The organism is Streptomyces sp. L2, assembly GCF_004124325.1.
In the GTDB taxonomy this organism is placed as follows: Bacteria; Actinomycetota; Actinomycetes; order Streptomycetales; family Streptomycetaceae; genus Streptomyces.
Window position 1 is genome coordinate 3,315,638 of sequence record NZ_QBDT01000001.1, and the last position, 20,811, is coordinate 3,336,448.

Below are 20,811 nucleotides of genomic sequence, written 5' to 3' on the forward strand. Positions count from 1 at the left end.
AGTCGTCTCCCCGAGTGCGCTCCCTCGTGTCACGTGGTGCAGCGTTCGCCGAGGAAGGCGATGCGCTGGTGGTGTGCGTAGGCGAACAGGGCAGCCTCGGTGCGCGAGGTGACCTTGATCTTGGTCATGATGTTGGTCACGTGCGCTTTGACGGTGCGCTCCGCGATGTCGAGGCTACGGCCGATGTCGCGGTTGGAGGCCGCTTCGGACAGCAGCAGAAGGACTTCGAGTTCCCGTGGCGTCAGGTCGGTGACGGCATCGATGTCGCCCGGTGCGGTGGGCCATCGGTCGATGCGGGCGCGTGGGAACGCGTCCGATCCGCGTACGTTCTCCGCTTGGTCAGTGCGTAGCAAGGTGATTCTTGACCTTCCCCGTATGCAATGCAGTTGGACTTGTTCGTCCGGATACTTCCGCCGTCCCGCCCATGTGCACGCGCATGGCATCTCGGTGCTGGTCAGTGCACGCGGATGCGTCTTGCCGATGAGCCGGGCCGGACGGATGGCCTCCGTGCGGACGGCCCCAGCGGACCCCTGCACGTGGCCTGACCAGCTTATCTCCCGTCCGGCGCGCCAGGCCGGGCCCCCCGCCCGGGCAGCGGGGGGGTGCCCTGCGCGCAGGAGGCGCGTGTCAGTACCTGCCTACCGACGCAACTTCTGCGCCACTTCCGTCGCCCAGTACGTCAGGATGTTCCGGGCGCCCGCCCGCTTGATGCCGGTGAGGGTTTCCAGGATCGCCTGGTCGCGGTCGATCCAGCCCTTCTCGGCGGCGGCCTCGATCATCGAGTACTCGCCGGAGATCTGGTAGGCGGCGACGGGCACCTCGACGGCGTCGGCGACCCGGGCCAGGATGTCGAGGTACGGTCCGGCCGGCTTGACCATGACCATGTCGGCGCCCTCTTCGAGGTCCAGGGACAGCTCCCGCAGGGACTCGCGCCAGTTGGCGGGGTCCTGCTGGTAGGTCTTGCGGTCGCCCTTGAGGGAGGAGGCGACGGCCTCGCGGAACGGGCCGAAGAACGCGGAGGAGTACTTGACGGTGTAGGCGAGGATCGCCACGTCCTCGCGGCCGATCTGGTCGAGCGCGTCGCGGATGACGCCGATCTGCCCGTCCATCATCCCGCTGGGGCCCACGACATGGGCGCCGGCGTCGGCCTGCACCTGGGCCATCTCGGCGTACCGCTCCAGGGTGGCGTCGTTGTCGACCCGCCCCTCGGCGTCCAGCACCCCGCAGTGCCCGTGGTCGGTGGTCTCGTCCAGGCACAGGTCGGACATGACGAGCAGATCGTCCCCGACCTCGGCGCGCACGTCGCGGAGGGCGACCTGCAGGATCCCGTCCGGGTCGGTGCCCGCCGTCCCGAGGGCGTCCTTCTTCTCCTCCTCGGGCACCCCGAACAGCATGATCCCGGAGATCCCGGCCTCCACAGCCTCCGCTGCGGCCTTCCTCAGACTGTCCCGCGTGTGCTGAACGACCCCGGGCATCGCCGCGATCGGCACCGGCTCGCTCACGCCCTCGCGGACGAAGGCGGGAAGGATGAAGTCGGCGGGGTGCAGCCGCGTCTCGGCCACCATCCGCCGCATGACGGGCGACGTCCGAAGGCGCCGGGGCCGAACACCGGGAAACGATCCGTACTTCGTCATACCTCCTACGCTACGCCCGCCGACGCGATGCCTTTACCGACGCCTAGTCGGCCAAGGCCCCGCTAAAAGAAGCGGTACGGGTGCCCTGTGAGGGTGTCCAGAATCGCCCGCAGCCACGGACGGCGGACCTCCGGCAACCGGACCAGGGTGCGCTGGAACACCCGCCAGTCGGCCCTGAACAGGGAATGAGGGTCCTCCGGAGGAGGGTCGTCGCGTACGACGCCGTCGGGCATGCGGCCGGAGGTGGGGGCGGGCAGGTGCGGCTCGGGGAAGGCGAGCCACAGCCACACCCCGAAGGGAAGCGGCACGGGGTACGCCGCCCGGTCCGGATCCGCCGGGGTCCGGGCCGGATCCGCCGGGGCCCGGGCCGGATCCGCCGGGGCCCGGGCCGGATCCACCGGGGCCCGGGCCGGATCCACCGGGGTCCAGATCTCCCCGGTCTGCGGATGCACCGGCACGAGGAGTATCTCGGCGTTCGTCTCGGGGGCGTCCAGCCCCGGGCCGGCCAGTACGGCGTACCGCGCGGGTGGCCCGGCAGGCAGCAGGACATCGAGGGAGCGCTGGAACACGTTGCCGACCAGGCCGCCCGGGACGGTCACCGGCCGGCCCTCCGAAGCCACCAGCAGGTGCGCGAGCGCCCGCCCGGCGGCCGCCTCCCACCGCGGGCTCCACGACCACCGGTAGTGCGATGCGTACCGCGGTCCGCCCCACCCGGTGACCGGCTCGAACGGCGGCGTGCTGTTCCCCTCGGCCATCAGTTCCGCCCAGGTCAGGGTTACTGGGTCCGCCCCGGCGACGGGGACTCGATGTACCGCGCCCGGGTCGAGCCACACCGCCTGCCAGGCCGAGCAGTCGTCGATCCGGGTGGCCACGGCCAGGCCGCACGCCTCGCAGATCATGTTGGGACCGTCGGCCCCGGCCAGTCCGCAGCACGCGGTGCCGCTCTTCTCCGGGACAAGAAGGGTGCCGCGGACGTCTCCGGGAGCGATGACGACGCTGCCGGGCGGGCCGTAGGACAGGGAGTGCACCGGCGCGTAGACGCCGCGGGCAGCCGCTTCGTCGGGCCCGGCCTCCTCCCATGTCCGCCACGGTGGCCCCGAGGGCTCCGGGTCCACCGCGAAGGTGCCCGGTTCCATCAGCACCGGGAGCTGGAGCCCGTTCCCGTACGTCTGACGGGCGTGCACCGGCAGGGCGACCTGGGCCAGCGGAGCGGTCAGCTCGGCGCCACACCCCGCACACACGAATACGAACAAACGCCCTCCGTCTGCGAAACGAGGGCATCATCGCAGCCCGGCACCGCCGTACCAACGAGTTTTCCCGCAGGCTCCTCTCATCTAGGACGGCGGCTGTCCTAGATCCCTCCTACTCTCCCCCTCATGAGCGCTGAGAACGACTCCTCCGCCCCCGCATTCCGCTACGTCGCCGTCACCTTCGACTGCTCGGATCCCGATGGACTGGCCCGCTTCTACGGCGAGATGCTCGGTCTGCCCGTCGCCTACTCCTCGGACGACTTCGTGTTCCTGGCCAAGGACGGTACGCCCGGTCTCGGCTTCAACCGGCTGACCGACTACCGCCGCCCCACCTGGCCGGACCCGGCCCAGGAGAAGCAGGCGCACATCGAGGTGGGCGTCGACGACCTGGACAGCGCCGAGAGCCATCTCCTCTCCCTCGGCGCCACCAAGCCCGGCCACCAGCCGAACCCCGACCGCTGGCGCGTCCTCCTCGACCCGGCCGGCCACCCGTTCTGCATCACCACGCTGGTCTGAGCAGCGGGCCGGGGAAACGGCTTTGCCCCCCACGTGCGTGGCGGGGAAGCTGGCTCGCCGGAGGTAGTGATGATGACCAGCGTTGCGCTGAAGCTGTCGGTGCGTGACTTGACGCATGAGGACCTGGTGTCGTGCGGGTGGGCAGGGTCCGAGCACCACCTGGCCGGTGTCGCCGGGCAGTTGGAGCGAGCCCGGACCGGTGAGGTCGACTACCTCGCGGTCTGCGCCCCGGCCGGCATCCCCGTGGCGAAGGGAGGCGTCGACTATCAAGTAAAGGACGGTGCCGGCACGTTGTGGCAGTTGGCGGTCCACCCCGCGTTGCAGTCGTGCGGGATCGGCACGTTCCTGATCGCATCCGCAGAACTGCGGATCAGCAACCGCGGCCTGCGCCAGGCCGAGTTGACCGTGGAGGAGGACAACCACCGCGCACGCGCGCTGTACGAACGGCTGGGATACGTCGCGTACGACCGTCAGCCGGACTCGTGGGACGAGCAAGCCGCTGACGGATCGCTGCGCCGCCACGAGACGATCTGCACGTTGATGCGGAAGGAACTCGCGTAGGGCCCGGTCGTCCCCGTCTCGGAGTCTCCCGGGGGCCCAACCGGGACCGGGGACCGCCCGTGTGCCGCCCGCGCGCTGCCCATGCACTACCCATGCACTGCCCCGAACCAGGCTTTTCGGCCCAGCCCGAAAGGCCTGGTTCGGCGCCATTGCTCTCTGCAACGGTTGGGGACCGGACGGGAGTTGAGCCGTCAGCCCCGTCCCAGTGCAGCGTACGTGCAGGGAATGACCCGACCGGAGGAGCCTCCATGGGCACACGCCGTCTCACCGCCGCCGCCGTCTCCGCCACAGCGCTGGCCGCCACGTTGCTCTCGGGCGGCGTCGCGAACGCCGGCCCGGCCGCGTCAGCGCGGCCCGCCGCATCGGCCACCTTCACCTGCCCCTACGGAGATCTCTGCGTTCACCTGAGGCACAGCGACGGCAGCTACACCTGGAAGTCCTTCTACTACTGCGAGAAGTACACGCTGAACGGCACCGCGACCTGGTACGTCAACAACCAGACGCCCGGCACCGTAGCAACGTTCTACTACCCCTGGGAGGTCTCGTCCCAGGCTCCCTACTACTCGGGCCGCCCGCCGTACTACCCGTACGACGGCAAGCACCCGGCCCCGCAGGCCGTGAGGCCCTGCTGACCGTCCCGTACAGCACCGACGGCCCGTCCGCCCCTGTGGCGAACGGGCCGTTCCCGTGTCCCGGCTTCGGACTCCGGCGGGCCGCCTTGCCGCTGTCGTCCCGGCGCGTGACATTGGGCGTCCGCGACCTGCACGCGGGGCTGCCCGCGCGTGCAGAGCAAGGAGCCCACCGTGCTGCGCCTCCATCTCCTGCCCGACGATCTGCTGCGCTTACGGATCTCGCCGCTCGGGCCACTGGGCGAGTCCCAGATGGCGCTGGCGGTGCTGCAACAGCGGCGCCGCCCCGCGCTGGGCGACCACTGGCGGCTACGGAGCCGGGCCTGCCTCTCCCCCGACGCCCGCTCGCTCGCCCGCGCCTTCGCCGTGCCGGGGCGGCAACTGGACCTGTACACGGTGCTCGGTACGGTTCCGGACGCCTCCGAAGGGATCGATCGTCTGCTGAGCGACCCGGCGCAGCTCCGCGAGGAGTTGCCGCACTATCCGGCCGCGCTGACCGGCAGACTGCCCTCCTGGGTGGTCGACGGCGTCGCCGGCCGCCCGGCCGAGGCCCGCCGGCTGGGGGACGCGCTCGCCTCGGCCCACGCGGCGACCGTCGCCCCGTACTGGGGCCACATCCAGGCCGCGTCGAACTCCGAACGGTCCGCCGCCACACACGTGCTGGCCTCGGCAGGCGTACACGGCCTGCTGGACTCCCTGCGTCCCTGGGCCCGTTGGGCCCCGCCCGTCCTGGAGATCGCCTACACGTCCTGGAAAGGCGTACGCGAGACCCGCCTGACCGGAGACGGCATCACCCTGGCTCCCTCCTTCTTCTGCCGCAGACCGGAGGCGTACGTGCCCGCCCAGGGCGGTGAGGTGCTCCTCGTCTACCCGGCCGTACGGGACCCGCTCGCCCTGGCCCGGCTACGGGACCGGCCCCCCGACGGAAGCGGCGGGGCCCTGGCGGCCCTCCTCGGCCGCACCAGGGCCGCCGTACTGGAGCTGACCCGCGACGGGACGACAACCGGCGACCTCGCCCGCCGTCTGGACGTGGCACCGGCGACCGCGAGCGAACACCTCGGCGTCCTCCGCTCGGCCGGCCTCATCACCTCCCGCCGCGAAGGCCAACGCGTCTGGCACACCATCACCCCCCTGGGCACGTCCCTCGCCGAGGGAACGGCCCACGGCACGGAGTGAAACCCCGCCCGCTCAAAGGGCGTGCCTACGGTGCGCGATGAGCGGTCACCAACAGCGTGTCCGCGGTACGCGGTCCCGTTCCCCGAGGCAGCACCTCGACGCTGATCCGCGTGAACCCCGCCTCGTCCAGCAGCTTGGTCCACACCTGCTCCTGGAGCACCCAGCGGCGCATCGTGGCCGGCTCCCCGTCCGGGGTCCGCACCGAGATGTCCGCGTGCCGCACATCGGTCTGCGCGGGCGTGCCGTCCAGATAGTGGCCGAGCGTGGAGAACACCAGTCGCCCGCCCGGCCGCAAGGCGGCGGCGGCCACCGGCAGCAGGTCGCGCGGCTCGGTGAAGTCCACTGCGCCGAAAAGGCTGTAGAGCACGTCGTACGACCCCGGGCGCGCTCGCAGGTGGCTCACCGCGTCCGACCGGACGATGCACAGGCGAGGCGCGAGATGACCGTAGAGGTCGGTGGCCATCGTGTACTGGGCGGCCGAGGCGTCGACCGCCACGACCCGGACGGGCTCATGGTGAACCGCCAGGTGGGCGGCCTGCCGGGCGGCACCCGCACCGAGATCGCCGACGCACAGCCCCGTCAGGTCACCGACGGCTTCGGGCCCCGGGCCGCCGTCCTGATCCCAGTTCCAGCGGAAGTCGTCGGGCACGGCCCGATCGGTGGCATGGCGTGCGCGGCCGTAGTGATACCAGAGGTCTGCGGTGGCGGTGGCGGTCACTCACGGCATCTTGGCGGTCAGGGCCGGGCCTCGGGGCGGTTCGCGGGAATCTCACCCGGTCACCGAGGAGCCGGCCTGTCGTGGCGCCCAGCAGGCGAGATCAAGCTCCGCCCACACCGTCTTGCACGGCGCCGGGCCCCTCCGTACGCCCCACCTGTCCGCCAGCCCCTGGACCAGCAGCAGACCGTAGCCGGACTCGGTGAGTTCCGCCGGGAAGGTTGCGGGTGCGGGCAGGTGATCTCCTCGGGTGTCGGTCACCTCGATGCGCAGCACCCCGTGTTCCGCACGGCTCAGAGTGAGCCGGAAGCTGCGGCCCGGCACCCTGCCGTGCAGGGCCGCGTTCGCCGCGAGTTCCGCCACGATCAGCCGGGCCGGGTCCAACGGCAGGTCCCACTCGGCCAGTTGTTCGGTCGCCAGCCGCCGGGCCAGGCGTGCGCCCCGGCGGGTGGCGGACAGCGGCACCGTGAAGTGGTGGAGCGGGACGCTCTCTGCGGTGATTTCCTGATTCGCGTCACTCAGCGTGTTCACTCCTGCGCACGCTGTGAAGGGCGACGGCCCGTGCGGCTCGTGCTTGTCCGTGAGGCGTCCGGTTCCGTCCGGCCTGACCGGGGTGACGGGGTGCCGGGGTTCGGGGTTGGGCCGAGGAGGGCGGCAGAGATGAGCGACTGGGAAGCGGGGCAGGACGACGACGAGGCCGGTGCCGTCATGCGTACGGTCGTCCGGCAGCTGAAACTGTGGCGCGAGGCCGCCGGCCTCACCCAGAGCGAGTTCGGCGCCGCCATCGGCTACGGCGAGGAACACATCTCCTCGGTGGAACGGGGACGCCGGATTCCCCGCCCGGAGTACCTCGACCAGGCCGACGAGGTGCTGGGGGCCGGGGGTCGGATCGCCGCGATGAAGAAGGACATCGCGGAGGTCCGGTACCCGAAGAAGGTGCGCGATCTGAAGCGGCTGGAGTCGGAGGCCGTTGAGCTGGGGGCCTACAACAACTCCGTCGTTCATGGGTTGTTGCAGACCAGGGAGTACGCCGAGGCCGTCTTCCGGGCTCGTCGGCCGCCGTTCAGCCCGGACGAGCTCGAACAGCGGCTTTCGGCCCGAGTGGCACGCCAGGAGATCGTCAGCGCTACGACCGCCCGGCCGCTGTTCAGTTTCGTCCAGTGCGAGTCGACGCTCCGTCGGCCCATCGGGGGCAGGATGGTCATGCGTGGGCAGCTCGAACGGCTCTTGGAAGTCGGCCAGTTCCCCAATGTCGACCTGCAAGTGCTGCCGCTGAGCCGTGACGAGAACTCCGGTCTCGCCGGCTCGTTCAGGCTGCTCCGGCTCAAGGACGGCACCACGGTCGGACACGTCGAGGTTCAGCACGTCAGCCGTGTGATCGCTGACCCGAAGGAAGTGCAACTGCTCGACATGCGTTATGGGATCATCCGGGCGCAGGCTCTCAGCCCACGGGAGTCCACGGCCCTCGTCGAGAAAGTGCTTGGAGAGACATGAAGCTGGAGTGGATAAAGAGCAGCTACAGCACCGATGAAGGCCCCGACTGCGTCGAAGTAGCCGCCGCCGCCGAACAGATCCTCGTCCGGGACTCCAAGAACCCCACCGGCCCCCGCCTCGCCCTCGCCCCCACCACCTGGGCGACCTTCCTGCCGTACGCCTCCGCCCCCCGCTGACGCGGACAACGCGCATGGCCCGCGCCCCTGAGCGGAATCAGGGGAGCGGGCCACATGCAGAGGTACCTCAGGTCGTCGACCGCCGTCGACGTGCCCCCGGCCGGCGTTCGCTCGGGCGGGTCACCGGGTCGCCCGCCTCCAGGGCGGCGGCGCGGCGGCGGTTGCCGAAGTCGGCGAGGGCCTCGGCCAGCTTGTGGACGGAGGGCTCGGGGGCCATGACGTCCACGCGGAGGCCGTGTTCCTCGGCGGTCTTGGCGGTCGCCGGGCCGATGCAGGCGATGACCGTCACGTTGTGCGGCTTGCCCGCGATGCCGACGAGGTTGCGGACCGTGGAGGACGAGGTGAACAGGACCGCGTCGAAGCCGCCGCCCTTGATGGCCTCGCGGGTCTCCGCCGGGGGCGGCGACGCGCGGACCGTGCGGTAGGCGGTGACGTCGTCGACCTCCCAGCCGAGTTCGATCAGACCGGCTACCAGGGTCTCGGTGGCGATGTCGGCGCGCGGGAGGAAGACGCGGTTGATCGGGTCGAACACCGGGTCGTAGGGGGGCCAGTCCTCCAGGAGACCGGCCGCGGACTGCTCGCCGGAGGGGACGAGGTCGGGCTTCACGCCGAAGGCGATCAGCGCCTTGGCGGTCTGCTCGCCCACCGCCGCGACCTTGATCCCGGCGAAGGCGCGCGCGTCGAGGCCGTACTCCTCGAACTTCTCGCGGACCGCCTTGACCGCGTTGACCGAGGTGAACGCGATCCACTCGTAGCGGCCGGTGACCAGGCCCTTGACCGCGCGCTCCATCTGCTGCGGGGTGCGCGGGGGTTCGACGGCGATCGTCGGGACCTCGTGCGGGACGGCGCCGTAGGAGCGCAGCTGGTCGGAGAGCGAGGCCGCCTGCTCCTTGGTGCGCGGCACGAGGACCTTCCAGCCGAACAGCGGCTTGGACTCGAACCACGACAGCTGGTCGCGCTGGGCGGGGGCGCTGCGGTCTCCGACCACGGCTATCACCGGCCGGCCGCCGTCCGGGGACGGCAGGACCTTCGCCTGCTTCAGGGTCTGCGCGATCGTGCCCAGCGTCGCCGTCCAGGTGCGCTGCCGGGTCGTCGTACCGGCGACGGTGACCGTCAGCGGGGTGTCGGGCTTGCGGCCGGCGGACACCAGTTCGCCGGCCGTCGCGGCCACCGCGTCCAGCGTGGTGGAGACGACCACCGTGCCGTCGGAGGCGCCGACCTCGGTCCAGCAGCGGTCGGAGGCCGTACGGGCGTCCACGAACCGGACGTCCGCGCCCTCCGCGTCCCGCAGCGGCACACCGGCGTACGCGGGCACACCGACGGCCGCCGCCACACCGGGCACGACCTCGAACGGCACCCCGGCCGCCGCGCACGCGAGCATTTCGGCGCCCGCGTCCGTATCAAGTCCCGGGTCCCCGGCGACCGCACGGACGACCCGCCTGCCGGTGCGCGCGGCCTCCATGACAAGATGAGCGGCATCCCGGGCACCACCCGCGGAAGCAGCGGTTGCTGACGACCCGTCGACAACCGTCAGCTGGGGCGTGCCCGTGCCCACAAGCGGGTCCGAGGAGCGGTCCGCGTCCGTCGGCACGACGGCGACGCCCTGCCGGGCATGCGTCCGGATCACGTCGAGCACCTCGTGCTCGGCGATCAGGACGTCCGCGCCCGACAGCGCCTCCACGGCGCGCAGAGTCAGCAGTCCCGGATCCCCGGGTCCGGCACCGAGGAAGGTGACGTGACCGTGTTCCAGGCCGGTGGCAAAGGTGGTGGGGCTCACTGTGCTCGCTCCCCCATCAGACCGGCCGCGCCCTGGGCGAGCATCTCGGTGGCGAGGTCGCGACCGAGTGCTATCGCCTCCGCATGCGTCTGGGGCACGGGACCGGTGGTGGACAGCTGCACCATACGGGTGCCGTCGGTCGTGCCGACAACACCGCGCAGGCGCATTTCCTTGACAATCTGCCCGCCGGCCAGGAGGTCGGCCAGCGCGCCCACGGGGGCGCTGCAGCCGGCTTCCAGGGCGGCGAGCAGGGACCGCTCGGCGGTCACGGCGGCCCGCGTGAACGGGTCGTCGAGTTCTCCGAGCGCGGCGACGAGGTCCGCGTTGTCCGCGGCGCACTCGATCGCCAGTGCCCCCTGGCCGGGGGCGGGCAGAACCGTGTCGACCGACAGGAAGTCGGTCACCTCGTCGGCCCGGCCGATCCGGTTCAGTCCGGCGGCGGCCAGGACGACCGCGTCCAGCTCGCCTTCCCGGACGTACCCGATGCGGGTGTCGACGTTGCCTCGGATCGGGACGGTCTCTATGTCCAGTCCGTGGCTGCGCGCGTACGCGTTGAGCTGCGCCATGCGGCGCGGCGCGCCCGTGCCGATGCGGGCCCCGCGCGGCAGGTCCGTGAACTTCAGCGCGTCCCGCGCGACGATCACGTCCCGGGGGTCCTCGCGCACCGGTACGGCGGCCAGGGCCAGTTCCTCGGGCTGCGCGGTCGGCAGGTCCTTGAGCGAGTGAACCGCGAAGTCGACCTCGCCGCGCACCAGCGCGTCACGCAGCGCCGTGACGAAGACGCCGGTGCCGCCGATCTGCGCCAGGTGCTCGCGCGAGGTGTCGCCGTACGTGGTGATCTCGACCAGCTCGACGGGCCGGCCGGTCACCCGGCTCACTTCCTCGGCCACCTGCCCGGACTGGGACATGGCGAGCTTGCTGCGCCTCGTCCCCAGTCTCAAAGCTCTCTCACTCATGCCGGTCGGTCCTTCGTTTCTGTGCTGTCCCCGGCCCGGGAGACGGCGGCCACCGTCTCGGGGTCGAGGTCGAACAGGGTGCGCAGCGCGTCCGCGTACCCGGCGCCGCCGGGCTCGGCCGCGAGTTCCTTGACCCGTACGGTCGGCGCGTGCAGCAGTTTGTCGACGACCCGGTGCACGGCCTGCCGGATCTCGCCGCGCTGGCGGGCGTCCAGGTCGGGCAGGCGGCCGTCGAGCCGGGCGATCTCGCTCGCGACGACGTCGGCGGCCATGGTGCGCAGTGCCACCACGGTCGGCGTGATGTGTGCCGCCCGCTGGGCCGCGCCGAACGCGGCGACCTCGTCGGAGACGATACGCCGGACCTGGTCGACGTCGGCCGCCATCGGTGCGTCGGCCGAGGCCTCGGCGAGGGACTCGATGTCCACCAGGCGTACCCCGGCCAGCCGGTGCACGGCCGCGTCGATGTCGCGGGGCATCGCCAGGTCGAGGAGGAACAGGGCGGGCGCCGGGCGCGGGATCTCGGCGACCGGTTCGGGCTTGCGGCGCTCGGGGACGCGGCCGACGGTGGCGGCGGTCGCGGCGAGCGCGGTGATCAGCTCGGCGTCGGCCTCGGGGCCGCGGCGCTCGCGCCGGTCCGCGGTGGCGGCGCCGGTGGCCCAGGCCCCGTGCTGCTCCAGCGTGGCGGCGTCCATCCCGGCGACGGCGGCCTCGCCGTGCACGGAGAAGCCGGTGGCGCCCTGGACGGTCTGGACGCCCTGGACGGTTTGTGCGGGGGCCAGGTCGAGGGGGCAGTCATTGCCGGTCCCGGTGGCCCGCTGCGGGGCCTCGGCGGCCGTCAGGGTCGTACGACCGCTGCCCTCGCCTGTCTCCGCCGGACGTCCGGTGCGGTGCTCGACCGCCTCGGCGACCGCGTCCGCGGTGAGCACCAGGCCGGTGGCGCCGGTGCAGGAGACGACGACGTCGGCGCGGGCCAGTTCGCCCGGCACGGCGGCCATGCGCACGGCACGCGCGGCTACGGCGGTGTCGTCGCCCTCGCCGAGGCTGTGTCCGTATTGCTCTTCGAGCAGGAGCGCGAGACGCTCGGCGCGCTCGAAGGTGCGGTTGGCGACGACGACCTCGGCGATCCCGGCGCGGGCCAGGGTCGCGGCGGCCAGCGACGACATCGAGCCGGCGCCGATGACCAGGGCCGTACGGCCGGACGCCCAGTCCCGGACGTCGCCGCCGGCGGCCAGCTGCTCCATGCCGAAGGTGACCAGGGACTGGCCGGCGCGGTCGATGCCGGTCTCGGAGTGGGCGCGCTTGCCGGTGCGCAGGGCCTGCTGGAACAGGTCGTTCAGCAGCCGGCCGACGCTGTGCAGCTCCTGGGCGCGGGCCAGGCAGTCCTTGATCTGGCCGAGGATCTGCCCCTCGCCGACGACCATCGAGTCGAGTCCGCAGGCCACCGAGAACAGGTGGTGGACGGCCCGGTCCTCGTAGTGCACATAGAGATAGGGAGTGAGTTCGTCGAGGCCGACCCCGCTGTGCTGGGCGAGCAGCGTGGACAGCTCGGCGACACCGGCGTGGAACTTGTCGACGTCGGCGTACAGCTCGATGCGGTTGCAGGTGGCGAGCACCGCGGCCTCGGTGGCCGGTTCCGCGGCGACCGTGTCCTGGACCAGCTTGACCTGGGCGTCCACGCTCAGCGCGGCCCGCTCCAGCACGCTGACGGGCGCGCTGCGGTGGCTCAGCCCGACGACGAGGAGACTCATGCCGGCATCACGGCGGGCACGTCCCCGTCGGGTCCCTGGTCGGCGGACGCCTCGCGGGGGGTGGCCGCGGGCAGCGCGCCGTCACCGGCGGCGGTCTCCTCGCCGGCCTTGCGCTGCTCGTGGAACGCGAGGATCTGCAGCTCGATGGAGAGGTCGACCTTGCGCACGTCGACGCCGTCCGGGACGGACAGCACGGTCGGCGCGAAGTTCAGGATGGAGGTGACGCCGGCGGCGACCAGGCGGTCGCAGACCTGCTGGGCGGCGCCCGCGGGAGTCGCGATCACGCCGATCGACACCCGGTCGTCGTGGATGATCTTCTCCAGCTCGTCCGTGTGCTGGACGGGGATCCCGGCGACCGGCTTGCCGGCCATCGCGGGGTCGGCGTCGATCAGCGCGGCGACGCGGAAGCCACGGGAGGCGAACCCGCCGTAGTTGGCGAGGGCGGCGCCGAGGTTACCGATACCGACGATCACAACAGGCCAGTCCTGGGTCAGGCCCAGCTCGCGGGAGATCTGGTAGACGAGGTACTCGACGTCGTAGCCGACACCGCGCGTTCCGTACGACCCCAGGTAGGAGAAGTCCTTGCGCAGCTTGGCGGAGTTGACCCCCGCCGCCGCGGCCAGCTCCTCGGAGGAGACCGTGGGTACCGAGCGCTCCGACAGTGCGGTCAGGGCTCGGAGGTACAGCGGAAGCCTGGCGACGGTGGCCTCGGGAATCCCTCGGCTACGGGTCGCCGGTCGGTGTGTTCGGCCAGTTGCCACGGTGCTCCTGCGGGTAGAGCGGGGCTGTGGGCGGTCATACGTTCCCGGACCACCCCGTCGGAAGCAGGCTATGTCTTTGTGAACGCGTGCACAAAGATGGTGTCCGATTTGCCCGCCCAACGTGACCGGGCTCACGCACGTCACTCTTCGGCCAATCCCTGGGGGCAAAACCGACACTCTCCTTGCGAATCCCGCCCCCGAGACCAAACGTCCCGATCCTAAGCGACGTTCGGTACGGCCTTGTACTACTCGGTCAGTTCTTTGCGCAAACGAGCCTCGTCGACCCGCCAGAACGTGTGCTGCTCCCCGTCCACGAGAACGACGGGGATCTGCTCCCAGTACTGGTCGTGGAGGTCCTTGTCCTCGGTGATGTCCTTGCGCTCCCAGGGGACGCCGAGTTCGCCACAGACCTTGCCGACCACCTCCTGTGCGTCATCGCACAGGTGGCAGCCGGGCTTGCCGATGAGGGTGACCAGCCGCTCGCGCGGTCCGGCGGCGGCATCGGCGGCTACGGCGGCGGGGGCGGCCTTGCGCCGGAAGAGGGGGCTCATGTCAGCCATTGTCCCGCGTGCGCCGACCGTTTCCCGGTGACGCGTCGTACCCCACAGTTCACGGGGTAGGCACCTGTCCGCGCCGGAAGCACCGAACAAACTGGCTATGCTCACGCCATGGCCGCTCTCGGATGGCTCACCCCCCGTAGGCGCTCCGCCACGGCGCGGAGCGTGTTGGCAGGCGAGGCCTCGGCGGAGGCCGCCCGCAAGTCCTCGCAGGACGCGGAATCCGCCGCGCGGGGGCCCGCCGCCCAGGACGCCGCCGGCCGGGAACCCGAGTTCCCCGTGCTCGGCGACGACCGGGCCGCCGCCTTCTTCGACCTCGACAACACCGTCATGCAGGGCGCCGCGCTGTTCCACTTCGGACGCGGCCTGTACAAGCGGAAGTTCTTCGAGACGCGCGAGCTGGCCCGGTTCGCCTGGCAGCAGGCGTGGTTCCGGCTGGCCGGCGTCGAGGACCCCGAACACATGCAGGACGCCCGGGACTCGGCCCTCTCCATCGTCAAGGGCCACCGGGTCGCCGAACTGCGGGCGATCGGCGAGGAGATCTACGACGAGTACATGGCCGAGCGGATCTGGCCGGGCACCCGGGCGCTGGCCCAGGCCCACCTGGACGCGGGCCAGAAGGTGTGGCTGGTCACGGCCGCGCCGGTGGAGATCGCCCAGGTGATCGCGCGGCGACTGGGACTGACCGGGGCGCTCGGCACGGTGGCCGAGTCGGTCGACGGCGTCTACACCGGCCGGCTGGTCGGCGAGCCGCTGCACGGGCCGGCCAAGGCGGAGGCGGTGCGGGCGCTGGCGTCGGCGGAGAAGCTGGAGCTGGGGCGGTGCGCCGCGTACAGCGACTCGCACAACGACATCCCGATGCTGTCGCTCGTGGGGCACCCGTACGCCATCAACCCCGACGCGAAGCTGCGCAGGCACGCGCGCGAGAAGGACTGGCGGCTCCGGGACTACCGCACGGGGCGCAAGGCCGCGAAGGTCGGCATTCCCGCGGCGGCGGGCGTCGGCGCGGTCGCCGGTGGCACCGCTGCGGCGATCGCGTTCAGCCGACGCCGCCGATAGGTCGTCCCTGCGGTTCCAGGGTGCGGTGCGTTTCCGAGTGCGGGTACGTCGTGGCCGATCGCGCAGTTCCCCGCGCCCCTTACGGGGCGCTGCCCTAGCCGCGGGCAGGCGTGCCGCACGGGGCGGCACGGGTGGGCGCGGCGGCACCCTGGCAGCGCCGGCAAGCGGAACCCACCCCCGGCCGACACAAGCTTCGCGGGGCCGAATTATGCCGTGTGCTTGCCAACACGCCCCAGCTTTCGCAGAAACCCGCCCTCTTTCGATCAACGGGCGGTCAAATTACGTAACTTGAGAGGCCGTCAAACGGTTACAGAAGCGACGTAATCGATGATTTGAGCAACTGGGTGTAGCAGCGCCTGCACGAAGCGTTATTCTCCTCAAACGCAAACCGGTACCCCTCCGTCGCTACGACGGGTGAAAGGTTCCGTACTGCACGTGATGGAAGCTCTGCCTCTGGGAGTCCCGTGTACCCACACGTCGGGGTTGACGCCTCGGGCCTGGCTACGCTGCGCGCAACGATCGCAACGGTCAAAGAGACGCTGCGCGGCTTGGTCCCCACCGCGTACGCCGTCCCCGCCCTTGCCGTAGCCGCCGCGCCCGCCGGCCCGTGCTACGCCCTCGCCGACGGCGGTGCCGCAGTCGGCAGACGAGGGCGCGCCACCGGCGCGACCACCGTCCGCCGGCCGGCCGCCGACAGCGACAGCGCCCGCATGATGGACCTCGTCGAGCGCGCCCAGGCCGGCGAGGCCGACGCGTTCGGCCGTCTCTACGACCAGTACAGCGACACCGTGTACCGGTACATCTACTACCGGGTCGGCGGGAAGGCGACCGCCGAGGACCTCACGAGCGAGACCTTTCTGCGGGCGCTGCGCCGGATCGGCACCTTCACCTGGCAGGGCCGCGACTTCGGCGCCTGGCTGGTGACGATCGCCCGCAACCTCGTCGCCGACCACTTCAAGTCCAGCCGCTTCCGACTGGAGGTCACCACCGGCGAGATGCTCGACGCCAACGAGGTCGAGCGCTCCCCGGAGGACTCCGTCCTGGAGTCCCTCTCCAACGCCGCCCTGCTGGACGCCGTACGCCGGCTCAACCCCCAGCAGCAGGAGTGCGTGACGCTCCGCTTCCTCCAGGGCCTCTCGGTCGCCGAGACCGCCCGGGTCATGGGCAAAAACGAGGGCGCCATCAAGACCCTCCAGTACCGGGCCGTGCGCACCCTCGCCCGGCTCCTGCCGGACGACGCCCGCTGACACCCGCCCGCCGACACCCGACCGCTGACACCCGCCGGACGACGCCCACCACAGCAGGCCGGTCAACTCACGCACGGTGAGGGACCGTTGACTTTCCGAACCGTTCATCCGGCGTCCGTAACCCAAGTGCCGCGCCAGTCGTTGTGCGGGATACAGGCTCCCTGTGGTCACGTCCTGGCCGACCCTGATCGCTCGATCGAGTGGAAACGTCGTGGACGTGCAACCCTCAGGACCCCCTGGGGAGTCGACCGTCATGACGAGAGGAGGTGCCGCCAGTGATCGCGAACGTATCGGCACACCGGCGGGCGAACGCCTTCGCCCAGGCCCTGGAGGAGCAGTCCGACCGGGACACGGCGGCCGAGCAGTCCGCAGCACCGGCGCAGGCGCCGCGGGGCGCGGCGGAGCAGACCGAGCAGGGCGAGCTGCTGGCCCTCGCGACAGGTCTCGGCGCGCTGCCCAGGCCGCAGCTCGACCCGGAGGTCAAGGTCGTCCAGCGGGCCCAGCTGGTGGCCGCGATGGAGGCCATGCTCCAAGAGGGCACAGTGGGCGGGGCGGCGGACGCGTCGGTACCCGAGCAGAGGTCCCGGAGCCGGGGCACCCACCGGGCGACCTCGCTGAACAGACTCCGGCCGCGGAGCAGGCTGACCAAGGGGCTCGCCGCGGGCGGCCTCAGCGTCGGTGTGGCCGCGGGCGCCTTCGGCGGAGTAGCCGCCGCCAGCTCCAACGCACTGCCCGGTGACTCGCTGTACGGCCTGAAGCGCGGCATCGAGGACTTCAAGCTCAACTACATGAGCGACGGCGACGACCAGCGCGGCCAGACCTACCTCGACCAGGCCTCCACCCGGCTCAGCGAGGCCCGCCGGCTGATGGAGCGCGGCCGCAGCGGCCACCTCGACCACGAGTCCCTCGGTGAGATCCGCCGCACCCTGTCCGGAATGCAGCACGACGTCTCCGAGGGCCACCGCCTGCTGCACGCGGCCTACGAGGCCGACCCCGGCTCCCTCGGACCCATCCAGGCCCTCTCCAGCTTCTCCCGGTCCCACCGCGAGGCCTGGACCGCGCTCAGCGACAAGCTGCCCGTCCAGCTCGGAGACGTCAAGGACCGGGTGTCCTCGTCCTTCGACGCCATAGACGAAGAGGTCGCCCCGCTGCAGTCCCTGCTCCCGCAGACCCCGGCCCACCCCGGCGCGCGGCACGGCTCCGGCTCGGCGTCCACCGGCACCTCCGGCACCGACCGGCCGGCCACCCCGTCCACCGGGAAGGCCGCGCCCTCCGGCGGCCACACCGCCAGCGGCAGCCCCAGCGGCTCGGCCACCGGCAACAGCGGCGGCCTGCTCGGCGGCAGCACGGGCGGCCTGCTCGACCCGCCGAAGACCGGCGAGGACGGCAACACCCCGGCCACCACCAGTCCTCCGACCGCCGGCCACCCCGACGTCACCCTCCCGCCCCTCCTGCCGGGCCTCCTCCCCGGCCTCGGCATCGACGAACAGGACGCCGACTAACCCCACTCCGGTACGACGATGGGGGCGCCCTCACCCGAGCGGGGGCGCCCCCATCGTCGTACCGACAACTCTCAGAAGAAGACCGACCTGCGCTGCACCAGCAACTTGTAGAGCGTGTGCTGGATCTGTTCGCGGACCTGGTCGGTCAGGTTGAACATCAGCATCGGGTCGTCCGCGGCCTCCGGCGGATAGCCGTCCGTCGGGATCGGCTCGCCGAACTGGATCGTCCACTTGGTGGGCAGCGGGATCGCGCCCAGCGGACCCAGCCAGGGGAACGTCGGCGTCAGCGGGAAGTACGGGAAGCCCAGCAGCCGGGCCAGCGTCTTGGAGTTGCCGATCATCGGGTAGATCTCCTCCGCCCCGACGATCGAGCAGGGAATGATCGGCACCCCCTGCCGCAGCGCCGTCGAGACGAACCCGCCCCGGCCGAACCGCTGCAACTTGTAGCGCTCTCCGAACGGCTTCCCGATCCCCTTGAAGCCCTCCGGCATCACCCCGACCAGTTCGCCCTGCCCCAGCAGCCGCCCGGCGTCCTCCGCGCACGCCAAGGTGTGCCCCAGCTTGCGGGCCAGCTCGTTGACCACCGGCAGCATGAACACCAGGTCGGCCGCGAGCAGCCGCAGATGCCGGCCCGCCGGATGGTTGTCGTGCACCGCGACCTGCATCATCAGGCCGTCCAGCGGCAGCGTCCCCGAGTGGTTGGCGACGATCAGCGCGCCGCCCTCCTTCGGGATGTTCCCGATGCCCTTCACCTCGACCCGGAAGTATTTCTCGTACACGGGCCGCAGCAGCGACATCAGGACCTGGGAGGTCAGCTCCTCGTCGTAGCCGAAGTCGTCGACCTCGTAGTCCCCGGTGAGCCGGCGGCGCAGAAAGGCCAGTCCGGCCGCCACCCGCCGCTCCAGGCCGCCGTCGCCCGCGTCCCCGCCCCCGCTCCCCGGGTTCTCCGCACGGCTCACACCACCATCGTCCCGCGCCCCGCCCCGGCCCGGCAGTGCCTGCACGTCCCCAGCCTCCCCGGTGTCACCGGCCTCGCCGATCCCACGCACCGCCGCACCCTCGGCGCCGCTGCCCCCCTTGCGCCTGCTGCCCGCGCTCCGGCGCCGCGACGGCCGCTGCGCGCCGCCGCCCCCGCGGGACCGGTCGTCGTCGAACGGAATGACCTTGGCGTCCGCCATCGTTGATGCGCTCCTCGATCGGCGCTAGCTAGTTGGCGCTCTGGGAATGACTGCGGGAGGGACCCGGGCCGGAGCCGCGCGGGACGCCGGTGGCGGAACCCCGCTCGGACAGCGCGGCCACCCGGTCGACCGCGCCCGCGAGGATCTCCGGCGGCAGCAGCCCCGGGCCCTGACCGCGCGCGAAGTCCGCGAACGTCTCCGCGGTGGTGTGCTTCGGCCGGAACCCCAGCGTCTCCCGCATCTGCGTCGTGTCGACCACCCGGCCGTGCGTGAGCAGCCGGATCTGCTCCGGGGAGAAGTCCGTCATGCCGAGGGTCCGCACCAGGGAGCCGGCCCAGGTGACCGCGGGCAGCAGCAGCGGCACCGTCGGCCGGCCCAGCCGACGCGAGCACTGCGACAGCAGCAGCACCCCGTCCCCGGCGATGTTGAACGTGCCGCTGTTCAGCGTGCCCCGGCGGGCCTCGTGGCAGGAGATCCGCAGCACCTCGATGACGTCGTCCTCGTGCACGAACTGCAGCCGGGGGTCGTAGCCGAACACGGTCGGCAGGACCGGCAGCGCGAAGTAGGAGGCGAGCGGGGTGTCCGCGGCCGGGCCGAGGATGTTGGCGAACCGCAGCACGCACACGGCGACGTCGGGCCGCCGCCGGGCGAACCCGCGCACATACCCCTCGACCTCCACCGTGTCCTTCGCGAAGCCGCCGCTGGGCAGCGACTTGGCCGGGGTGGTCTCGGTGAACACGGCCGGATCGCGCGGTGCGGAACCGTAGACGTTCGTACTGGACTTCACCACCAGCCGCCGCACCGCCGGCGACTTCTGGCAGGCGCCGAGGAGCTGCATGGTGCCGATGACATTGGTCTCCTTGACCGTGGCCCGGCTGCCGGCGCCCAGGGCCGTGCCCGCCACGTCCAGGTGGACGACCGTGTCGGCGCCCGTCTCGGCGAGCACCCGGGCGATGCCGGGCTGCCGGATGTCGGCCTGGATGAAGTCCGCCCCGCCCAGGTGGTGCGCGGGAGGCACCGCGTCCACGGCGATCACCCGGTCTACCTCCGGGTCACGCTGGATCCGCCGTACGAACCGGCCGCCCACCTGCCGGGCCACTCCGGTGACCAGCACGATCTTTCCCAAGATCAGCGCCTTCCTTCCCGACTCGCCCCGACTCGCGCGAGACCTGGTCCCAGCCCAGGTTCCCCGTGTGCCGCCAACTTAGCGGGTGGATGTTGCCCTGTGATGACCACCGGACAGGCGAGATGGCGGAATTTCACCGGCCACCGCGCCCCCGGACCTGCCAGTGGCCGCGGATCCGCCGATGACCCCGGACATGCCTGTGGCCCCCCGGCCGAGATGGCTGGGGGGCCACAGAGACACGCCTCTCGCGGCGCCGCCTACTTCTTGTTGCGACGCTGAACGCGCGTGCGCTTGAGCAGCTTGCGGTGCTTCTTCTTGGCCATCCGCTTGCGCCGCTTCTTGATTACAGAGCCCACGACTACCCTCGCTCACTTCTCATCACTGGTTGTTTGGGCGCCATGGGCCCACACGACCTACGAGGGGCTAGCCTACCCGCTTGAGCGGGCGCACTTGTAATCGAGGGTTTTCCGCTAGGCCGTCTCCACCCCCACATAGCTCTCGCGAAGGTACTCGTGTACCGCTTGCTCGGGGACGCGGAAGGACCGCCCCACCCGGATCGCGGGCAGATGACCGCTGTGCACCAGCCGGTACACGGTCATCTTCGACACTCGCATCACCGAGGCGACCTCCGCCACGGTAAGGAACTGAACCTCGTTCAGAGGCCTTTCGCCAGCTGCAGCCATGACACACCTGAACCTTCCGCACTCGACGGCCACCGGCTTCCCCTTCCGGTGACTCTTCGTCGTTGC

23 protein-coding genes are annotated in these 20,811 nt (G+C 71.5%); 9 read left to right on the plus strand and 14 right to left on the minus strand.

Going from position 1 to position 20,811, the window contains the following annotated elements:
• Window positions 1-29 precede the first annotated feature (29 nt).
• The 3 genes from DBP14_RS14305 to DBP14_RS14315 all read right to left on the minus strand — a co-directional run bounded on the left by DBP14_RS14305 (window position 30) and on the right by DBP14_RS14315 (window position 2,887).
• Window positions 30-353, minus strand: coding sequence for a LuxR C-terminal-related transcriptional regulator (locus DBP14_RS14305; RefSeq protein ID WP_241740910.1), 324 nt, complete (start codon window positions 351-353; stop codon window positions 30-32).
• A gap of 285 nt (window positions 354-638) precedes the next feature.
• Window positions 639-1,634, minus strand: a complete 996-nt coding sequence (hemB, locus tag DBP14_RS14310; protein WP_129307600.1) for a porphobilinogen synthase — start codon at window positions 1,632-1,634, stop codon at window positions 639-641.
• Between the two features lie 62 nt (window positions 1,635-1,696).
• Complete coding sequence (locus DBP14_RS14315; RefSeq protein WP_129307601.1) at window positions 1,697-2,887, minus strand: hypothetical protein; 1,191 nt, start codon at window positions 2,885-2,887, stop codon at window positions 1,697-1,699.
• Window positions 2,888-3,010: 123 nt separating this feature from the next.
• On the opposite strand from DBP14_RS14315, the gene DBP14_RS14320 reads away from it, so the two are divergent.
• The 4 genes from DBP14_RS14320 to DBP14_RS14335 all read left to right on the plus strand — a co-directional run bounded on the left by DBP14_RS14320 (window position 3,011) and on the right by DBP14_RS14335 (window position 5,766).
• A complete protein-coding gene (locus tag DBP14_RS14320) occupies window positions 3,011-3,400 on the plus strand; it encodes a VOC family protein (protein WP_129307602.1) in 390 nt (129 codons plus the stop codon).
• A gap of 72 nt (window positions 3,401-3,472) precedes the next feature.
• Window positions 3,473-3,961: an N-acetyltransferase gene (locus DBP14_RS14325; RefSeq protein WP_129311857.1), complete on the plus strand. Its 489-nt coding sequence runs from the start codon at window positions 3,473-3,475 to the stop codon at window positions 3,959-3,961.
• A 248-nt stretch (window positions 3,962-4,209) separates the two neighbouring features.
• Complete coding sequence (locus DBP14_RS14330) at window positions 4,210-4,593, plus strand: hypothetical protein (protein WP_129307603.1); 384 nt, start codon at window positions 4,210-4,212, stop codon at window positions 4,591-4,593.
• Window positions 4,594-4,764: 171 nt separating this feature from the next.
• The gene (locus DBP14_RS14335) at window positions 4,765-5,766 is read left to right on the plus strand and encodes a winged helix-turn-helix domain-containing protein (protein WP_129307604.1); all 1,002 of its coding nucleotides are present in this window, start codon (window positions 4,765-4,767) and stop codon (window positions 5,764-5,766) included.
• Between the two features lie 25 nt (window positions 5,767-5,791).
• Here DBP14_RS14335 and DBP14_RS14340 read toward each other — a convergent pair whose 3' ends face one another.
• Entirely contained in the window at window positions 5,792-6,484 is a 693-nt protein-coding gene (locus tag DBP14_RS14340) for a class I SAM-dependent methyltransferase (protein ID WP_129307605.1), read from the minus strand.
• A gap of 51 nt (window positions 6,485-6,535) precedes the next feature.
• On the minus strand, window positions 6,536-7,012 hold the full coding sequence (locus tag DBP14_RS14345; protein ID WP_129307606.1) for an ATP-binding protein: 477 nt from the start codon (window positions 7,010-7,012) through the stop codon (window positions 6,536-6,538).
• Window positions 7,013-7,141: 129 nt separating this feature from the next.
• On the opposite strand from DBP14_RS14345, the gene DBP14_RS14350 reads away from it, so the two are divergent.
• Both DBP14_RS14350 and DBP14_RS14355 read left to right on the plus strand, forming a co-directional pair.
• Entirely contained in the window at window positions 7,142-7,975 is an 834-nt protein-coding gene (locus DBP14_RS14350) for a helix-turn-helix transcriptional regulator (protein WP_129307607.1), read from the plus strand.
• Window positions 7,972-8,151, plus strand: a complete 180-nt coding sequence (locus DBP14_RS14355; protein WP_129307608.1) for a DUF397 domain-containing protein — start codon at window positions 7,972-7,974, stop codon at window positions 8,149-8,151. Before DBP14_RS14350 ends, DBP14_RS14355 begins: the two co-directional genes overlap by 4 nt.
• Before the next feature lie 67 nt (window positions 8,152-8,218).
• On the opposite strand, the gene DBP14_RS14360 is transcribed toward DBP14_RS14355, so the two are convergent.
• The 5 genes from DBP14_RS14360 to DBP14_RS14380 all read right to left on the minus strand — a co-directional run bounded on the left by DBP14_RS14360 (window position 8,219) and on the right by DBP14_RS14380 (window position 13,953).
• Window positions 8,219-9,928: a bifunctional uroporphyrinogen-III C-methyltransferase/uroporphyrinogen-III synthase gene (locus DBP14_RS14360; RefSeq protein ID WP_129307609.1), complete on the minus strand. Its 1,710-nt coding sequence runs from the start codon at window positions 9,926-9,928 to the stop codon at window positions 8,219-8,221.
• Complete coding sequence (gene hemC, locus DBP14_RS14365) at window positions 9,925-10,884, minus strand: hydroxymethylbilane synthase (RefSeq protein ID WP_129307610.1); 960 nt, start codon at window positions 10,882-10,884, stop codon at window positions 9,925-9,927. Before hemC ends, DBP14_RS14360 begins: the two co-directional genes overlap by 4 nt.
• Entirely contained in the window at window positions 10,881-12,632 is a 1,752-nt protein-coding gene (locus DBP14_RS14370; RefSeq protein ID WP_129307611.1) for a glutamyl-tRNA reductase, read from the minus strand. The genes hemC and DBP14_RS14370 overlap by 4 nt, the downstream gene beginning before the upstream one ends.
• The gene (locus tag DBP14_RS14375) at window positions 12,629-13,393 is read right to left on the minus strand and encodes a redox-sensing transcriptional repressor Rex (RefSeq protein ID WP_129307612.1); all 765 of its coding nucleotides are present in this window, start codon (window positions 13,391-13,393) and stop codon (window positions 12,629-12,631) included. The genes DBP14_RS14370 and DBP14_RS14375 overlap by 4 nt, the downstream gene beginning before the upstream one ends.
• Window positions 13,394-13,638: 245 nt before the next feature.
• Entirely contained in the window at window positions 13,639-13,953 is a 315-nt protein-coding gene (locus DBP14_RS14380; RefSeq protein ID WP_206739267.1) for a glutaredoxin family protein, read from the minus strand.
• 108 nt (window positions 13,954-14,061) lie between these two features.
• On the opposite strand from DBP14_RS14380, the gene DBP14_RS14385 reads away from it, so the two are divergent.
• The 3 genes from DBP14_RS14385 (at window position 14,062) to DBP14_RS14395 (ending at window position 17,758) form a co-directional block, all read left to right on the plus strand.
• Entirely contained in the window at window positions 14,062-15,009 is a 948-nt protein-coding gene (locus DBP14_RS14385; protein WP_129307614.1) for an HAD-IB family hydrolase, read from the plus strand.
• Between the two features lie 464 nt (window positions 15,010-15,473).
• Window positions 15,474-16,256 carry an ECF subfamily RNA polymerase sigma factor, BldN family gene (locus tag DBP14_RS14390; RefSeq protein WP_129307615.1) on the plus strand — a complete coding sequence of 261 codons (783 nt, stop codon included), beginning with the start codon at window positions 15,474-15,476 and terminating at the stop codon, window positions 16,254-16,256.
• Between the two features lie 275 nt (window positions 16,257-16,531).
• Window positions 16,532-17,758, plus strand: coding sequence for a DUF5667 domain-containing protein (locus tag DBP14_RS14395; RefSeq protein ID WP_129307616.1), 1,227 nt, complete (start codon window positions 16,532-16,534; stop codon window positions 17,756-17,758).
• Window positions 17,759-17,829: 71 nt separating this feature from the next.
• Here the strand turns inward: DBP14_RS14395 and DBP14_RS14400 are convergent, their stop codons facing one another.
• The 4 genes from DBP14_RS14400 to DBP14_RS14415 form a co-directional block, all read right to left on the minus strand.
• Window positions 17,830-18,936, minus strand: coding sequence for a lysophospholipid acyltransferase family protein (locus DBP14_RS14400; RefSeq protein WP_129307617.1), 1,107 nt, complete (start codon window positions 18,934-18,936; stop codon window positions 17,830-17,832).
• Between the two features lie 28 nt (window positions 18,937-18,964).
• Window positions 18,965-20,062 (minus strand): NAD-dependent epimerase/dehydratase family protein, encoded by a 1,098-nt coding sequence (locus DBP14_RS14405; protein WP_129307618.1) that lies wholly within the window; start codon window positions 20,060-20,062, stop codon window positions 18,965-18,967.
• A 257-nt stretch (window positions 20,063-20,319) separates the two neighbouring features.
• The gene (locus DBP14_RS14410) at window positions 20,320-20,418 is read right to left on the minus strand and encodes an AURKAIP1/COX24 domain-containing protein (protein WP_003948845.1); all 99 of its coding nucleotides are present in this window, start codon (window positions 20,416-20,418) and stop codon (window positions 20,320-20,322) included.
• A gap of 114 nt (window positions 20,419-20,532) precedes the next feature.
• Window positions 20,533-20,745 carry a helix-turn-helix domain-containing protein gene (locus DBP14_RS14415; protein ID WP_004984898.1) on the minus strand — a complete coding sequence of 71 codons (213 nt, stop codon included), beginning with the start codon at window positions 20,743-20,745 and terminating at the stop codon, window positions 20,533-20,535.
• Window positions 20,746-20,811: the final 66 nt, after the last annotated feature.